12 protein-coding genes and 1 pseudogene are annotated in these 15,423 nt (G+C 62.6%); 7 read left to right on the top strand and 6 right to left on the bottom strand.

Annotation, left to right across the window (positions count from 1 at the left end; all coding sequences use genetic code 11):
- The first annotated feature begins 36 nt into the window (after positions 1-36).
- The 4 genes from NUH87_RS21875 to NUH87_RS21860 are packed head-to-tail and all read left to right on the top strand — an operon-like array spanning position 37 to position 3,919.
- Complete coding sequence (locus tag NUH87_RS21875; protein WP_338522649.1) at positions 37-1,047, top strand: ABC transporter permease subunit; 1,011 nt, start codon at positions 37-39, stop codon at positions 1,045-1,047.
- A gap of 10 nt (positions 1,048-1,057) precedes the next feature.
- On the top strand, positions 1,058-1,969 hold the full coding sequence (locus NUH87_RS21870) for an ABC transporter permease subunit (protein WP_040070994.1): 912 nt from the start codon (positions 1,058-1,060) through the stop codon (positions 1,967-1,969).
- A gap of 10 nt (positions 1,970-1,979) precedes the next feature.
- Positions 1,980-2,948: an ABC transporter ATP-binding protein gene (locus NUH87_RS21865; RefSeq protein ID WP_040070995.1), complete on the top strand. Its 969-nt coding sequence runs from the start codon at positions 1,980-1,982 to the stop codon at positions 2,946-2,948.
- A complete protein-coding gene (locus tag NUH87_RS21860; RefSeq protein WP_040070997.1) occupies positions 2,948-3,919 on the top strand; it encodes a peptide ABC transporter ATP-binding protein in 972 nt (323 codons plus the stop codon). The genes NUH87_RS21865 and NUH87_RS21860 overlap by 1 nt, the downstream gene beginning before the upstream one ends.
- Positions 3,920-4,058: 139 nt before the next feature.
- Here NUH87_RS21860 and NUH87_RS21855 read toward each other — a convergent pair whose 3' ends face one another.
- The 4 genes and pseudogenes from NUH87_RS21855 to NUH87_RS21840 form a co-directional block, all read right to left on the bottom strand.
- Positions 4,059-4,280 (bottom strand): hypothetical protein, encoded by a 222-nt coding sequence (locus NUH87_RS21855; protein WP_040070999.1) that lies wholly within the window; start codon positions 4,278-4,280, stop codon positions 4,059-4,061.
- Between the two features lie 241 nt (positions 4,281-4,521).
- A complete protein-coding gene (locus NUH87_RS21850; protein ID WP_338522648.1) occupies positions 4,522-4,968 on the bottom strand; it encodes a GNAT family N-acetyltransferase in 447 nt (148 codons plus the stop codon).
- Positions 4,969-4,978: 10 nt separating this feature from the next.
- Positions 4,979-5,152: pseudogene (locus NUH87_RS21845) on the bottom strand (IS5/IS1182 family transposase); the annotation flags it as partial.
- A gap of 78 nt (positions 5,153-5,230) precedes the next feature.
- Positions 5,231-6,814 carry a peptide chain release factor 3 gene (locus NUH87_RS21840; protein ID WP_040071004.1) on the bottom strand — a complete coding sequence of 528 codons (1,584 nt, stop codon included), beginning with the start codon at positions 6,812-6,814 and terminating at the stop codon, positions 5,231-5,233.
- A gap of 562 nt (positions 6,815-7,376) precedes the next feature.
- On the opposite strand from NUH87_RS21840, the gene NUH87_RS21835 reads away from it, so the two are divergent.
- Entirely contained in the window at positions 7,377-8,540 is a 1,164-nt protein-coding gene (locus NUH87_RS21835) for a type III PLP-dependent enzyme (RefSeq protein WP_040071005.1), read from the top strand.
- A gap of 114 nt (positions 8,541-8,654) precedes the next feature.
- On the opposite strand, the gene NUH87_RS21830 is transcribed toward NUH87_RS21835, so the two are convergent.
- Entirely contained in the window at positions 8,655-9,443 is a 789-nt protein-coding gene (locus tag NUH87_RS21830) for a tetratricopeptide repeat protein (RefSeq protein ID WP_338522646.1), read from the bottom strand.
- Between the two features lie 3 nt (positions 9,444-9,446).
- On the bottom strand, positions 9,447-10,127 hold the full coding sequence (locus tag NUH87_RS21825) for a Fe2+-dependent dioxygenase (RefSeq protein ID WP_338522645.1): 681 nt from the start codon (positions 10,125-10,127) through the stop codon (positions 9,447-9,449).
- 214 nt (positions 10,128-10,341) lie between these two features.
- On the opposite strand from NUH87_RS21825, the gene NUH87_RS21820 reads away from it, so the two are divergent.
- Positions 10,342-12,609 (top strand): TonB-dependent siderophore receptor, encoded by a 2,268-nt coding sequence (locus tag NUH87_RS21820; RefSeq protein WP_338522643.1) that lies wholly within the window; start codon positions 10,342-10,344, stop codon positions 12,607-12,609.
- A 260-nt stretch (positions 12,610-12,869) separates the two neighbouring features.
- Positions 12,870-15,401 (top strand): sulfite reductase flavoprotein subunit alpha, encoded by a 2,532-nt coding sequence (locus NUH87_RS21815; protein ID WP_338522642.1) that lies wholly within the window; start codon positions 12,870-12,872, stop codon positions 15,399-15,401.
- The last annotated feature ends 22 nt before the right edge of the window (positions 15,402-15,423 follow it).

Here is a 15,423-nt window from a genome sequence, read left to right as displayed (position 1 = left end):
GGACACGCCTAACCGGCTGATGAGGTACACCACACGATGTTTAGTTTTATTGCCCGCCGACTGGGGTTATTGATCCCCACGTTTTTCGGCATCACGTTGCTGACTTTCGCGTTGATTCGCATGATCCCGGGCGATCCCGTGGAAGTCATGATGGGCGAGCGCCGGGTCGACCCGGAAATGCATGCCCAGGCGATGGAACGCCTCGGTCTTAACAAGCCGCTTTATGCCCAATACATCGACTACGTCGGCAAGCTCGCCCACGGCGACCTCGGCGAGTCCCTGCGTACCCGTACCGGCGTGTGGACCGAGTTCACCACGCTGTTCCCCGCCACCCTGGAGCTGTCCAGCGCCGCCCTGCTGTTCGCCGGCGTCTTCGGACTGCTGGCCGGGGTGATCGCCGCCCTCAAGCGAGGGTCCCTGTTCGACCATGGCGTGATGGGGATCTCCCTGGCCGGCTATTCGATGCCGATCTTCTGGTGGGGCCTGATCCTCATCATGTTCTTCTCCGTGAGCCTGGGCTGGACCCCGGTGTCCGGACGTGTCGACCTGCTCTACGACATCGAGCCGAGAACCGGCTTCATGCTCATCGACACCCTGCTCAGCGGCCAGACCGATGCGTTCTGGGATGCGTTGCACCACCTGATCCTGCCGGCCATCGTGCTGGGCACCATCCCGCTGGCGGTGATCGCCCGGATGACCCGCTCCTCGATGCTCGAAGTCCTGCGTGAAGACTACATCCGCACCGCCCGGGCCAAGGGCCTGTCGCCGGCCCGCGTGGTGTTCGTGCATGGCCTGCGCAACGCGCTGATCCCGGTGCTGACCGTGGTCGGCCTGCAAGTCGGCACCCTGCTGGCCGGCGCCGTGCTCACCGAAACCATCTTTTCCTGGCCCGGCATCGGCAAATGGCTGATCGAAGCCATCGGCGCCCGGGACTATCCGGTCGTGCAAAACGGCATCCTGTTAATCGCCTGCCTGGTGATTGTGGTCAATTTCGTCGTGGACATCCTCTACGGCCTCGTCAATCCACGCATCCGTCACCAGCGCTGAGATCAAGATCATGAGTACTACTATCGCCTCGACCGTTGTCGATCAAAGCCTGCTGTACCCCTCTCCGTACAAGGAATTCTGGCAGCACTTCGCCAAGAACAAGGGCGCCGTCGCCGGCCTGCTGTTCATGCTGCTGGTGGTGTTCTGCGCGATCTTCGCGCCCTGGGTCGCTCCGCACGACCCGAGCGAGCAGTTCCGCGAGGCCCTGCTCACCCCGCCATCGTGGCTTACAGGTGGCCACGCCCAGTTCCTGCTGGGCACCGACGAACTGGGCCGTGACCTGCTCTCGCGGCTGATCCACGGCTCGCGCCTGTCGCTGCTGATCGGCCTGTCCTCGGTAGTGATGTCGCTGATCCCGGGCATCCTGCTGGGCCTGCTGGCCGGTTTCTTCCCGCGCGTGCTTGGTCCGACCATCATGCGCCTGATGGACATCATGCTGGCCCTGCCCTCGCTGCTGCTGGCCGTGGCGATCGTCGCCATCCTCGGCCCAGGCCTGATCAACACCGTGATCGCCATCGCCATCGTCTCGCTGCCGTCCTACGTGCGCCTGACCCGCGCCGCGGTGATGGGCGAACTGAACCGCGACTACGTGACCGCCGCGCGCCTGGCCGGCGCCGGCCTGCCGCGCCTGATGTTCATCACCGTGCTGCCCAACTGCATGGCACCGCTGATCGTCCAGGCCAGCCTGAGCTTCTCCTCGGCGATCCTCGATGCCGCCGCCCTGGGCTTCCTCGGCCTCGGCGTCCAGCCGCCTACCCCGGAGTGGGGCACCATGCTGGCTTCGGCCCGCGACTACATCGAACGCGCCTGGTGGGTCGTCAGCCTGCCCGGCCTGACCATTTTGCTCAGCGTGCTGGCAATCAACCTGATGGGCGACGGCCTGCGCGATGCGCTGGACCCGAAACTCAAGAACGCCGCCTGAGGAGATTCCCATGTCACTGCTAGAAATCAAGAATCTCAACGTTCGCTTCGGCGACCAGACCGCCGTTCCGGTGGTCGACGGCCTCGACCTGAGCGTGGACAAGGGCGAAGTCCTGGCCATCGTCGGCGAATCGGGTTCGGGTAAATCCGTGACCATGATGGCGCTGATGGGCCTGATCGAGCGCCCCGGCATCGTCACCGCCGACGCCCTGCGCTTCGACGGCAAGGACATGCTCACCCTCAGCCCCCGCCAGCGTCGGCAGGTGGTCGGCAAGGACCTGGCGATGGTCTTCCAGGACCCCATGACCGCGCTGAACCCCAGCTACACCGTGGGCTTCCAGATCGAGGAAGTGCTGCGCCTGCACCTGAAGATGTCCGCCAAGGCCGCCCGCAAGCGCGCCATCGAACTGCTGGAAAAGGTCGAGATCCCGGGTGCCGCCAGCCGCATGGACGCCTACCCGCACCAACTGTCCGGCGGTATGAGCCAGCGCGTCGCCATCGCCATGGCGATTGCCGGCGAACCCAAGCTGCTGATCGCCGACGAACCGACCACCGCCCTGGACGTGACCATCCAGGCGCAGATCATGGACCTGCTGCTCAGCCTGCAACAAGAGCAGAACATGGGCCTGGTGCTGATCACCCACGACCTCGCGGTCGTTGCCGAAACCGCCCGACGGGTCTGCGTGATGTACGCCGGTCAAGCCGTGGAAGTCGGCCAGGTCCCGGGCCTGTTCGATATTCCGGCGCATCCGTACAGCGAAGCCCTGCTCAAGGCGATTCCGGAGCACAGCCTCGGCGCCGAGCGCCTGTCGACCCTGCCGGGCATCGTTCCCGGTCGCTATGACCGACCCCAGGGTTGCCTGCTGTCGCCGCGCTGCCCCTACGTGCAGGAGAAGTGCCGGCAGCAGCGTCCGACCCTGGACCCGAAAGCCAACAGCCTTGCCCGTTGCTTCTTCCCGCTGAATCAGGAGGTGGCGTAATGGCCGTCGTTCTTACCGCCCGCGACCTCACCCGTCACTACGAAGTCTCCCGTGGCCTGTTCAAGGGCCATGCGCTGGTGCGCGCCCTCAACGGCGTGTCGTTCGAACTGGAAGCCGGCAAGACCCTCGCCGTGGTGGGTGAATCGGGTTGCGGCAAATCCACCCTGGCCCGGGCCCTGACGCTGATCGAGGAGCCGTCGTCCGGCTCGCTGAAAATCGCCGGCCAGGAAGTCGCCGGCGCCGACAAGGCCCAGCGCAAGCAACTGCGCAAGGACGTGCAGATGGTGTTCCAGAGCCCCTACGCGTCGCTCAATCCCCGGCAGAAAATCGGCGACCAGTTGGGCGAGCCGCTGCTGATCAACACCAAGCTGTCCGCCGCCGAGCGCCGTGAGAAAGTCCAGGCGATGATGAAGCAGGTCGGCTTGCGCCCCGAGCACTATCATCGCTACCCGCACATGTTCTCCGGCGGCCAGCGCCAGCGTATCGCCCTGGCACGGGCGATGATGCTGCAGCCGAAAGTGCTGGTGGCGGACGAACCGACCTCGGCGCTGGACGTATCGATCCAGGCGCAGGTGCTGAACCTGTTCATGGATCTGCAGCAGCAGTTCAATACCGCCTACGTGTTCATTTCCCACAACCTGGCGGTGGTCCGTCACGTCGCCGACCAGGTGTTGGTGATGTACCTCGGCCGCCCAGTGGAAATGGGCCCTAAGGAGGACATCTATGCCCGTCCCCTGCACCCCTACACCCAGGCGCTGCTCTCGGCGACACCGGCGATCCACCCGGATCCGCTGAAGCCGAAGATCAAGATCGCCGGCGAGCTGCCCAACCCGCTCAACCCGCCGCCTGGCTGCGCCTTCCACAAGCGCTGCCCGTACGCCACCGAGCGTTGCAGCACGGAAGAGCCGGCCTTGCGCCTGCTCGACACACGCCAGGTAGCCTGCCACTACGCGGAGCAATTCCTCGGCTGACGGGCACAAAAAAGCGCTCTCCTGTGTAAGCGAGAGCGCTGAAAGGGGTGAATCCAGCCCTTTGCACCAAGAGAGCTATCCGCTTGGCGCAAAGGGCTTTTTCATTTGAGTTGCACAGATCCGCTGTAACGGCGGGACCTCAGCCCTGGGTATCGTCTTCGTCGCTGCTGTCGTCGCTCGAACCGTCGTCCTTGCTGTCGTCAGGCTTGGTATCGGCTGCATAGAGCATATGCGTCGGGGCCTTCGAAACAGAAACCGCCCCATGATCCGACACCGTATTACTGGCCCAGGCACCTGAAGCCCCCACCATCAACAGCACCAGTACCTTGATCAGCAGCACGCCGCGTTGAAAGATTTTCATCGTTGCTGTCCCTCGTGGATAAATCACAAGCACCTTGCAGCCGACTTCAAGAAGGCAACCGCAACTTGTCTGAACCTAGTCGGGTTGAACCGACTTTTCCATACTGGCCAGATGAAAACTGCTGGTTGGCGATAGAATTATTCCGACTGATGATTAGACCCAAAGGGTATAAAGGTCTTCTCAACAGCGTTTCTCAACACCACTATCCCTGGGCAATCTTTCTGTGTGCGGGGCATCTTCACTACAATTTGTCCGAAGACAGGACATCGAAACGCTTTTGCATAAAAAACCGATTATGTCCGGCGACCGGGTAATCCTTAAGTTCGCCGAATATGCTGAAGCCAAGCCGGAGGTAAAAGTCCGGCGCTTGGAAGGAGAAGGTGTCCAGCCAAATACCTTGGCAGCCTTTCTTACGAGCCAGCGCCTCCGCCATGCTCATCAACTTCGACCCCATTCCTTGCCCTCGGGCGATTTCAGGCACAACAAGCAACTCAACGAATAGCCACTGTCCGGAAATTTTTGCGTATAAACCACCCTGAGTGTTGCCCGTTTCATCCTGGATTAAGATTGCAATTTTTTCGACGCCCCCCAGTCCGGTATGTGTCTTATTGTATTCGCTCAACGGTGCCAGAATTGCTTGGTAATCGGCTTCTTGAGGCGCTTCTTTTATCTCGATCCGTAAGTTCACAGCTCTCTCCCTAGACTCTGTACAAAAAATACTGTCGCAAACATAGCTGCGAACAAACCAGCGTGACCATGGCTGAAAAACTTTTCATCGGTTTGTCGACGCGTGTGCCGATGCAGCGGTGCTCTTTCAGCCAAACAAACAGGCGCTCAATGATGTTGCGCTGACGGTACTTGGGCCGACCATCCACTCCAGGCGGCCCTCCGCGCTTAATAAAAAAGGCAAAACACTCATGTTTTGCCTTTTTCATATCACTTCTTTCTATTTAGTGATGTTCGCGCGTCGCGCGGAATTTCACGTCCGGCCAGCGCTCTTCCATCAGCGCCAGGTTGACCCGGGTCGGCGCCAGGTAGGTCAGGTGACCGCCGCCGTCCAGCGCGAGGTTTTCCGCAGCCTTGGCCCGCAGTTCTTCCAGCTTCTTCTTGTCGCTGCAATCGATCCAGCGCGCGGACCACACGGTGATCGGCTCGTACGAGCACTCGACCTTGTATTCCTCTTTCAAGCGACTGGCGACCACATCGAACTGCAGCACACCGACGGCACCGAGGATGATGTCGTTGCTGCGCTCGGGGAAGAACACCTGGGTCGCGCCCTCCTCCGCCAACTGCTGCAAGCCCTGGCGCAGTTGCTTGGACTTGAGCGGGTCACGCAGGCGCACGCGACGGAACAGCTCCGGGGCAAAGTGCGGAATACCGGTGAAGCCCAGGGCCTCGCCTTCGGTGAAGGTGTCGCCGATCTGGATGGTGCCGTGGTTGTGCAGGCCGATGATGTCGCCGGCATAGGCCTCTTCCAGTTGCTCACGCTCGGAGGAGAAGAAGGTCAGCGCGTCGCCGATCCGCACGTCCTTGCCGGTACGCACGTGGCGCATCTTCATGCCCTTGTCGTACTTGCCCGAACAGATGCGCATGAAGGCGATCCGGTCGCGGTGCTTGGGGTCCATGTTCGCCTGGATCTTGAACACGAAGCCGGAGAACTTCTCCTCCACCGGCTCCACGGTGCGCTCGTTGGCCACCCGGGCCAGTGGCCTCGGTGCCCAATCGACCACCGCATCCAGCACGTGGTCCACGCCGAAGTTGCCCAGGGCGGTACCGAAGAACACCGGGGTCAGTTGGCCGTCGAGGAATTCCTGCTGGTCGAACTCATGGCAGGCGCCCTGCACCAGTTCCAACTGATCGACGAAACGCTCGTACTCGTCGCCCAGATGCGCACGGGCCTCCGGCGAGTCGAGCTTGTCGATGATCTTCACCTCGGTGCGCTCATGCCCGTGACCGGCGGTGTAGACGATGATGTAGTCGTCGGCCAGGTGGTACACGCCCTTGAAGTCGCGGTAGCAGCCGATCGGCCAGGTGATCGGCGCGGCCTTGATCTTCAGGACGGCTTCGATCTCGTCGAGCAGTTCGATCGGGTCACGGATATCGCGGTCCAGCTTGTTGATGAAACTGACGATCGGCGTGTCGCGCAGCCGGCAGACGTCCATCAGGGCGATGGTCCGTGGCTCGACGCCTTTACCGCCGTCGAGGACCATCAGCGCCGAGTCGACCGCGGTCAGGGTGCGGTAGGTGTCTTCGGAGAAGTCTTCGTGGCCCGGGGTGTCGAGCAGGTTGATCATGTGCTCCCGATACGGGAACTGCATGACCGACGTGGTGATCGAGATACCCCGTTGCTTTTCCATTTCCATCCAGTCGGAAGTGGCATGGCGGTCGGACTTACGGGATTTCACCGTACCGGCCACCGCGATCGCCTTGCCCATCAGCAGGAGCTTCTCGGTGATGGTGGTTTTACCGGCATCGGGGTGGGAAATAATGGCGAAAGTGCGGCGTTTCGCGACTTCGGCGGCCTGGTGGGTCATGGGAAATCGCCTGGCATGTGAGTCAAAAAAGGGCAGCGATTATAGCCTAAGTCGATGGCAGAACCGAACCATTGAGCTCCTGACGGATGGCTGAAGACTGTTTTTCACGGAACATCAGACTGTCATCCGGGTCAGTTACACAATGACTGATCCGGGCCGCGCGACGGGCGCGTGCAAAAACGCGACATTTTTAGTTGATCTCAAGCCCCTCAAGTCCTAAAGTTCGCGCCGAACGTCCATGCTGGAAACGATCCATCCGGCTCAAGTACTGACGACGAGACAGCAAGGCCAAGGACAACATTCCAGGTCGCTTGAAAGCGTAGCGAGCGCAGGCAAGACAAGGCGGGAAGAGACGAGGAAGCGGAGTTTACTGGTTGTAAATGAGCATTCCGAGCCTCTTCCCAACGCAGTATTGCCAAGCGTAGTAGCTTTCAAGCGACCTGGATGGCCTTTTTGCTTTCGGCGGCAATGCCTTGGGAAGTAGGCGAACCAAAGTGGGGATACGGAGGACGTTCATTTGCACCCATTGATAGATCACGTTTGCCACTAGGAGCCCCACCGTATGTCGATTCAGGTCGAAGACTATTTCGCGCGCGAAACCTTTCAGAAAATGAAGGCGTTCGCCGACAAGCAAGAAACCCCGTTCGTGGTCATCGACACCCAGATGATCGCCCAGGCCTACGACGACCTGCGTGCAGGCTTCGAATTCGCCAAGGTCTACTACGCCGTCAAGGCCAACCCGGCCGTCGAAATCATCGACCTGTTGAACGAAAAGGGTTCGAGCTTCGACATCGCCTCGATCTACGAGCTGGATAAAGTGATGAACCAGGGCGTCAGCCCGGATCGCATCAGCTACGGCAACACCATCAAGAAATCCAAGGACATCCGCTACTTCTACGAGAAGGGCGTGCGCCTGTACGCCACCGACTCGGAAGCCGACCTGCGCAACATCGCCAAGGCCGCACCGGGCTCGAAAGTCTATGTGCGTATCCTGACCGAAGGCTCGACCACCGCCGACTGGCCGCTGTCGCGCAAGTTCGGCTGCCAGACCGACATGGCCATGGACCTGCTGATCCTCGCGCGCGACCTCGGCCTGGTGCCTTATGGCGTGTCGTTCCACGTCGGTTCGCAACAGCGCGATATCAGCGTCTGGGACGCGGCCATCGCCAAGGTCAAGGTGATCTTCGAACGCCTGAAGGAAGAAGACGGCATCCACCTCAAGCTGATCAACATGGGCGGCGGCTTCCCGGCCAACTACATCACCCGTACCAACAGCCTGGAAACCTACGCCGAGGAAATCATCCGTTTCCTCAAGGAAGACTTCGGCGACGACCTGCCGGAAATCATCCTGGAGCCAGGCCGTTCGCTGATCGCCAACGCCGGGATCCTGGTCAGCGAAGTCGTGCTGGTGGCGCGTAAATCGCGTACCGCCGTCGAGCGCTGGGTGTACACCGACGTGGGCAAATTCTCCGGCCTGATCGAAACCACCGACGAGTCGATCAAGTTCCCGATCTGGACCGAGAAGAACGGCGAAGTGGAAGAAGTGGTGATCGCTGGTCCAACCTGCGACAGCGCCGACATCATGTACGAAAACTACAAGTACGGCCTGCCGCTGAACCTGGCGGCCGGCGACCGCCTGTACTGGCTGTCCACCGGCGCCTACACCACCAGCTACAGCGCCGTGGAATTCAATGGCTTCCCGCCGCTGAAATCGTTCTACGTGTAATAAGCCGTACCGCTGAAACGCGCGCGGGTCATACCGCGTGCTGTTCCCGAAAGGCCCGTGAATCCTCACGGGCCTTTTCTATTTACAGGCTGCAAATTTTTCGGCGCCTGAGGGTCAAGCCGCCAGCGCCTGCAACGCCGCCTGGTCGGTTTCATCGCCCAGCAGCGCCGCCCGCTGGTGGTAGTCCAGCGCCAACGCGCGGATCTCGGGATGCGGCGCCGCCAGCAAGGCCTGGCGGCCGACCCGCAGGAACTTCAGGTTTCCACCGGCCAGCGCCTGGCGCAACCAACCCCGCGCCTGGTCGAGCTGCCCCAGGTCCGCCAGCACCGCCGCATAGCTGAACTGCCCGCGAAAGTCGCCGCCCTCGGCCGACAACCGATACCACTCGCAAGCCGCCACGAGATCGGCCGGACAGAAGCGCCCGTCCTCCAGATAACGCCCCAGCAGGTTCATCGATTTGGCATGCCCGAGTTCGGCGGCGTGCCGGTAGCAGGCCAACGCCGCGACCTGATCCTCGCCGACCCCACGCCCGGTCGCCAGCAGATTGGCATAGTTGTACAAGCCCCAGTCCAGCCCGCCGTCGGCGGCCAAGCGGTATTCCCGCGCCGCCGCCTGGGCGTCGGGCTCACAGCCCCAGCCATGCTCGAGACAACGCCCGAGCATATTGCGCGCCATCAGGTGACCGCCATCCGCCGCAATCCGGAACCAGCGCAAGGCCAGCGCCGGGTCCTGCTCGATGCCCTGCCCGTCCAGCAGGATCTGTCCCAGCAGCGCCTGGGCCTCCAGCACGCCCTGGCCGGCCGCCAATAAGACCGCCTGGGCCGCCCGGGCCGGATTCTCTTCGAGCATGGCCTTGAGCGAATCGCCGTCGAGGACTTCCTCGCGTCGCAGATGAAAGCCCATGACCTACACCTCGACCCAGCGACGCAACAGGTTGTGATAGGTCCCGGTGAGCTGGATCAGCGCCGGATGATCGGGAACATCGCGGGTCAGGCTCTGGATCGCCGCGTCCATCTCGAACAGCAAGCTGCGCTGGCTGTCCTCACGCACCAGGCTCTGGGTCCAGAAGAACGCGGCATAGCGGGCACCGCGGGTCACCGCGTTGACCTTGTGCAGGCTGGTGCCCGGATAGAGCACCAGGTCGCCGGCGGGCAACTTGACCTGGCGGGTGCCGAAGGTGTCCTGGATCTCCAGTTCCCCACCCTCGTATTCATCCGGATCGCTGAAGAACAGCGTGGATGACAGGTCGGTACGGACCCGCTCCGGATTGCCCCGGGGCTGGCGCACGGCGTTATCGATATGGAAATCGAAACTGCCACCGGCCGTGTAACAGTTCAGTAACGGAGGGAACACCTTGTGCGGTAACGCCGCTGACATGAATTGCGGATTTTTCCACAGCCGCTCCAGCATCGCCGCGCCGATTTCCTGCGCCAGCGGATGGCCCTCGGGCAGTTGCAGGTTGTGCTTGGCCTTGGCCGACTGATAGCCGGCCGTTACCTTGCCGTCGGCCCAATCGGCCTGTTTCAGCGCCTGGCGTATGCGCAGCACCTCTTCACGGGAGAACAAGCCGGGAATGTGCAGCAGCATGGTCGGTACCTGAAAACGAAAGAGCGTTAATGGTATTGATTCTTATTGTTGCTGTAAAACCCTATCCGCCGCAGAGACCAACCAGGGCGTAAAAACCGCAAAGGGAAAGTGTAAAGAACGCAAATCAAGAGCGAATAGAAATGTGTCGCAATTGATACAGATAATCGTTTGCTTTATATTCCGCCGCCTTGAAACCCTAGGGAGGGAACGTCACATGTCACGTCAACAACCGCATCTTCCAGTCAGTTCGCCACGTCTGCTCGTCTCGGCGATGGGCGTGGCCATCAGCGCCGCGTCCGCCGCGCAGATGGCGCAAGCGGCCGAGAACACTGACGGCAAGAGCCAGCGCAACAGCATTGCGTTGGACGCTACGAGTGTGACGGGGCAAGACCAGGAGTCGACTTCCTACCAGGTGGAAAAGGCCTCCTCGCAGAAATACACCGCACCGCTGGCGGACACCCCGCGCTCGGTGACCGTCGTCCCGCAGCAGGTGCTCAAGGACACCGCCGCCACCTCCTTGCAGGACGCCCTGCGCACCGTGCCCGGCATCACCTTCGGTGCCGGTGAAGGCGGCAACCCGCAAGGCGATCGTCCGTTCATCCGTGGCTTCGATGCCCAGGGCGACACCTATGTCGACGGCGTCCGCGACACCGGCGCGCAATCGCGGGAAATCTTCGACGTCGAATCCATCGAAGTCAGCAAGGGCCCGAACTCGGCCTTCGGCGGTCGCGGCTCGGCCGGCGGCAGCCTGAACCTGGTCAGCAAGCAGCCCAAGCAGCAGGACTTCACCAATGGCGGCTTCACCTATGGCTCCGACCAGACCCGTCGCTACACCCTGGACGTGAACCGCCAGTTCCTCGACAGCGCCGCCTTCCGCCTGAACCTGATGAACCACGAGCAGAACGTCGCCGGTCGCGACGCGATCAACTACGACCGCTGGGGCGTGGCGCCGTCGCTGAGCTTCGGCCTGGGCACCCCGACCCGGGTCAACCTCAGCTACTACCATATGCAAAGCGACGACCTGCCGGACTCGGGGATTCCCTACGGCTACGGCTCCAAGGCCGGCAACGCCGCCCATATGCACGACAAGCCGACAGACGGCGGCAACAGCAGCAACTTCTACGGCCTGAAAGACCGCGACTTCCGCAAGACCCGCGCCGACATCAGCACCTTCTCCATCGAGCACGACCTGAACGACTCGATGACGCTCAAGAACACCCTGCGCCACGGCAACACCGGCCAGGACTATATCGTCACCCAGCCGGACGACAGCCAGCACAACGTCAACCAGTACGGCAACGTCTGGCGCCGGGCCAACACCCGGGTCGGGACCACGACCACCACCACCAACCAGACCGACCTGTTCGGCGAGTTCCATGCACTGGGCTTCAAGAACAACTATTCCACGGGCCTGGAGTTCAGCCGCGAGCAAAGCCGCTACAGCGGATACAACGTGTCGAACAACAGCGCCGTGAAATGCCCGGTGGGATCGGCACCGCCGTACTGCACCTCACTGTCCAACCCCAACCCGAACGATCCCTGGACCGGCACGGCGGTACGCAACTACGCCTTCACCGACTCCAGCGCCGACACCCGTGCCGCGTATGTCTTCGACACCATCGAGCTCGATCCCAAGTGGTTGTTGAACGCCGGCCTGCGCTACGACAGCTTCGAGACGCAGTCCAAGACCGCAGCCACCCGCCTGGAGAACGACAGCCACTTCTTCAACTGGCAAGCCGGCCTGGTCTGGAAGCCGGTTGAAAACGGTAGTGTCTACGCGTCCTACGCCACCTCCGCGACACCGCCCGGTGCCCTGGTGGGCGAAGGCGCCGACGGCAACCCGCTGTCGGCCGGCAACTCCACCAGCGACCTGAAGCCGGAAGAAACCGTCAACTATGAGCTGGGCACCAAGTGGGATGTGTTCCACAACCGCCTGTCCCTGACCGCCGCGGTCTTCCGTACCGAGAAGAAGAACACCCGGATCCTGGTGGACCAGCTCACCTACCGCAACGCCGGTGAATCCCGTGTCGACGGTATCGAACTGTCGGCCAGCGGCAAGATCACCGACAAGTGGCAAGTGTTCGCCGGCTACAGCTACCTGGACAGCGAACTGGTGGACCCGGGCTTCAACGGTCGTAACGGTGTGATCAGCGCCGGCTCGGCCAAAGGCAACCAGATGCCCAACACGCCGAAGAACAGCTTCAGCCTGTGGACAACTTATGAAGTGCTGCCGAAGTTGACCGTCGGGGGCGGCGCCTTTTATGTCGATCAGGTCTACGGCGACAGTGCCAATACCGTCTATGTACCGGCCTACACCCGCTACGACGCCATGGCCAGCTACAAGCTGACCCGGAACGTCGACCTGCAGTTGAACGTCCAGAACCTGACCAACGAGACCTATTACGACAAGGCCTATGCCGCCCACTTCGCCAACCAGGCGCCGGGGCGGACCGCGTTGTTCACTACCAGCTTCCACTTTTAAGGCCACCGGCGCCGGGTAAGAAACCTGTGGGAGCCGGCTTGCCGGCGATGAGGCCCTTGAGCCTTGCGGCGCCTGTGCGGACGCCATCGTCGGAACGCCGCCCGCAGCAAGCTGGCTCCTACAGAAAAGCCCCGCTCATCTCCATGAGCGGGGCTTTTCGTCACACGAAAAAATATCCTGAATATGAATTCGTCGCATTCTCATAAACACACGGCATAATACGCGCCGTAAGAATCACTTCGATAGGGCAAGGCGATCCCGTGTTGAAAAAGACACTGTTCCAATTGCACTGGCTGTTCGGCATCAGCGCCGGGCTGGTGCTGGCCTTCATGGGGATCACCGGTGCCCTGGTGTCCTTCCAGGACGAACTGTTGCGCCTGCTCAATCCCAGCGTCCTGCAACTTGAGGTGCCGGCGCACGGCGAGGCGCTGCCCCCGGCCGAACTGGTGCGCAAGCTCGAAGCCCGCGAAGGCAAGCGCGTCGCCATGCTCTGGGTCGAACCCCATGGCGACAGCGCCGCGCGGGTCGCCTTCACGGCCCCGCCCGGCGAGCACCGTGGGCAGATGCGCTACTTCGACCCCTACACCGCCGACTACCAGGGCGACGCCCAGGGCCAGGACTTCTTCGGCCTGATGCTGCAACTGCACCGTTTCCTCGCCATGGGCGACAGCGGCCGGCAGATCACCGGCGCGTGCACCCTGATGCTGGTGTTCTTCTGCCTCTCCGGACTCTATCTGCGCTGGCCGCGCCAGGCCCTCGACTGGCGGGCCTGGCTGACCTTCGACCGGGCGAAAAAAGGCCGCGCCTTCAACTGGAACCTGCACGCGGTCGCCGGCACCTGGTGCCTGCTGTTCTACCTGCTGTCGGCGCTGACCGGGCTGTCCTGGTCCTACGAGTGGTACAGCAACGGCCTGAACAAGCTACTGGCCGACTCGCCGCTGCAACAACGTCGCGGCGGACCGCGTACGCCGTCGCCCAGCGGTCCGACGCCGAGCGCCGACTACGACGCCATCTGGGCCAGCCTCCAACGCGCCGCGGGCCCCGACCTCAGTGCCTACAACATCCGCATGCCGGCCGTGGCCGGACAACCGGCGACGGTCTACTACCTGCTCAAGGATTCGCCCCATGAGCGCGCCCTCAACCAGATCAACCTGAACCCGCTCACCGGCGTCATCCACGACCATTTGCGCTACGCCGACCAAAGCTTCAAGGCGCAGCTGCTGACCAGCCTTTACGCGCTGCACGTCGGCAGTTACTTCGGGGTCATCGGCCGGATCCTGCTGACGCTGTCCAGCCTGAGCATGCCGTTGTTCTTCGTCACCGGCTGGCTGCTGTACCTGGACCGGCGGCGCAAGAAACGCCAGGTGAAGCAGGCCCGCCAGGAGCTGGAACCGCAGCGCGACGACCGCTCGGCCTGGCTGATCGGCTTCGCCAGCCAGAGCGGTTTCGCCGAACAACTGGCCTGGCAGAGCGCCGGCCAGTTGCAGGCCGCCGGCTTGCCGGTGCGGGTCCGGCCTCTCGCCGACCTCGAAGAGCGGGACCTGCGTGAATCGGCCCATGCGCTGTTCGTCGTCAGCACCTTTGGCGACGGCGAAGCGCCGGACAGCGCCCGCGGATTCGAACGCAAGGTGCTCGGCCGGCCACTGTCCCTCGATACCCTGAACTATTCGGTGCTGGCCCTCGGTGACCGGCAATACCCGCACTTCTGCGGTTTCGCCCGACGCCTGCATCACTGGCTGGAAGAGCGCGGCGGCACGCTCCTGTTCGCCCCGGTCGAAGTCGACAACGGCAGTCCCTACGCCCTGCGCTACTGGCAACAGCAGCTCAACCAGTTGACCGGCGGCGCTCCCCCGGTGACCTGGCAGGCACCGAGCTTCGCCACCTGGACCTTGCGCAGGCGCGAACTGCTCAATCCGGGCAGCACCGGTTCCGGCGTCTACCGGCTGGCCCTGACGCCCGAGACGCCCACCCCATGGCAGGCCGGCGACCTGGTGGAAATCCGCCCGCGCCAGAATGCCCTGGCAGTGGAACATTTCCTCGCCGGGCTCGGGCTTGAGGCCGACAGCCCGGTGCAACTCGACGGCGTGCGGGAAAGCCTCGCCCAGGCCCTGGGCGGACGCCAGTTGCCGGAGAACCGGGTCCACCTGCTCGGCCTGCATGCCCAGGCACTGGTGGACGCGCTGATACCGCTGGGCCCACGCGAGTACTCCATTGCGTCCATTGAAAGCGATGGGCAACTGGAACTGCTCGTGCGCCAGGAACGCCATGCCGATGGCAGCCTGGGCCTGGGTTCCGGGTGGCTGACCGAGCATGCACCGCCGGGCGCCGGCATCAGCCTGCGGGTGCGGCGCAACAGTGGTTTCCATCTGCCGGTGGCACCCTGTCCGCTGATCCTGTTGGGCAACGGTACGGGCCTGGCGGGTCTGCGCAGCTTGCTCAAGGCCCGTATTGCCGATGGCCAGCGAGATAACTGGTTGTTGTTTGGCGAGCGCAATATCGCTCACGACTTCCATTGCGCGGAAGAATTGATCGGCTGGCTCGCAAACGGTGACCTGGCGCGACTGGACCTGGCATTTTCCCGCGACCAGGCAGAGAGAATCTATGTCCAGGATCGTCTGCGTGACGCGGCGGATGAACTGCGCAAATGGCTGGCGGCCGGTGCGGCGCTGTATATCTGCGGCAGCTTGCGGGGGATGGCGGCGGGAGTCGACCAGGTGTTGCTGGAATTGCTCGGGGCCAAGGCCGTCGAGGCGCTGATCGAGCAAGGGCGTTATCGGCGGGATGTGTACTGAAGCTCGGTCAGAACACCGCGTT

Source organism: Pseudomonas batumici (genome assembly GCF_036585405.1).
GTDB lineage: Bacteria > Pseudomonadota > Gammaproteobacteria > Pseudomonadales > Pseudomonadaceae > Aquipseudomonas > Aquipseudomonas batumici.
The sequence above is the reverse complement of the archived record's forward strand: the minus strand, read 5'-3'. Positions and strand labels throughout refer to the sequence as shown.

Coding starts and splice junctions, on each gene's coding strand:
- NUH87_RS21820 (WP_338522643.1), top strand. CDS start 10,342: ATGTCACGTCAACAACCGCATCTTCCAGTCAGTTCGCCACGTCTGCTC.
- NUH87_RS21835 (WP_040071005.1), top strand. CDS start 7,377: ATGTCGATTCAGGTCGAAGACTATTTCGCGCGCGAAACCTTTCAGAAA.
- NUH87_RS21870 (WP_040070994.1), top strand. CDS start 1,058: ATGAGTACTACTATCGCCTCGACCGTTGTCGATCAAAGCCTGCTGTAC.
- NUH87_RS21840 (WP_040071004.1), bottom strand. CDS start 6,814: ATGACCCACCAGGCCGCCGAAGTCGCGAAACGCCGCACTTTCGCCATT.
- NUH87_RS21855 (WP_040070999.1), bottom strand. CDS start 4,280: ATGAAAATCTTTCAACGCGGCGTGCTGCTGATCAAGGTACTGGTGCTG.
- NUH87_RS21875 (WP_338522649.1), top strand. CDS start 37: ATGTTTAGTTTTATTGCCCGCCGACTGGGGTTATTGATCCCCACGTTT.
- NUH87_RS21865 (WP_040070995.1), top strand. CDS start 1,980: ATGTCACTGCTAGAAATCAAGAATCTCAACGTTCGCTTCGGCGACCAG.
- NUH87_RS21830 (WP_338522646.1), bottom strand. CDS start 9,443: ATGGGCTTTCATCTGCGACGCGAGGAAGTCCTCGACGGCGATTCGCTC.
- NUH87_RS21860 (WP_040070997.1), top strand. CDS start 2,948: ATGGCCGTCGTTCTTACCGCCCGCGACCTCACCCGTCACTACGAAGTC.
- NUH87_RS21825 (WP_338522645.1), bottom strand. CDS start 10,127: ATGCTGCTGCACATTCCCGGCTTGTTCTCCCGTGAAGAGGTGCTGCGC.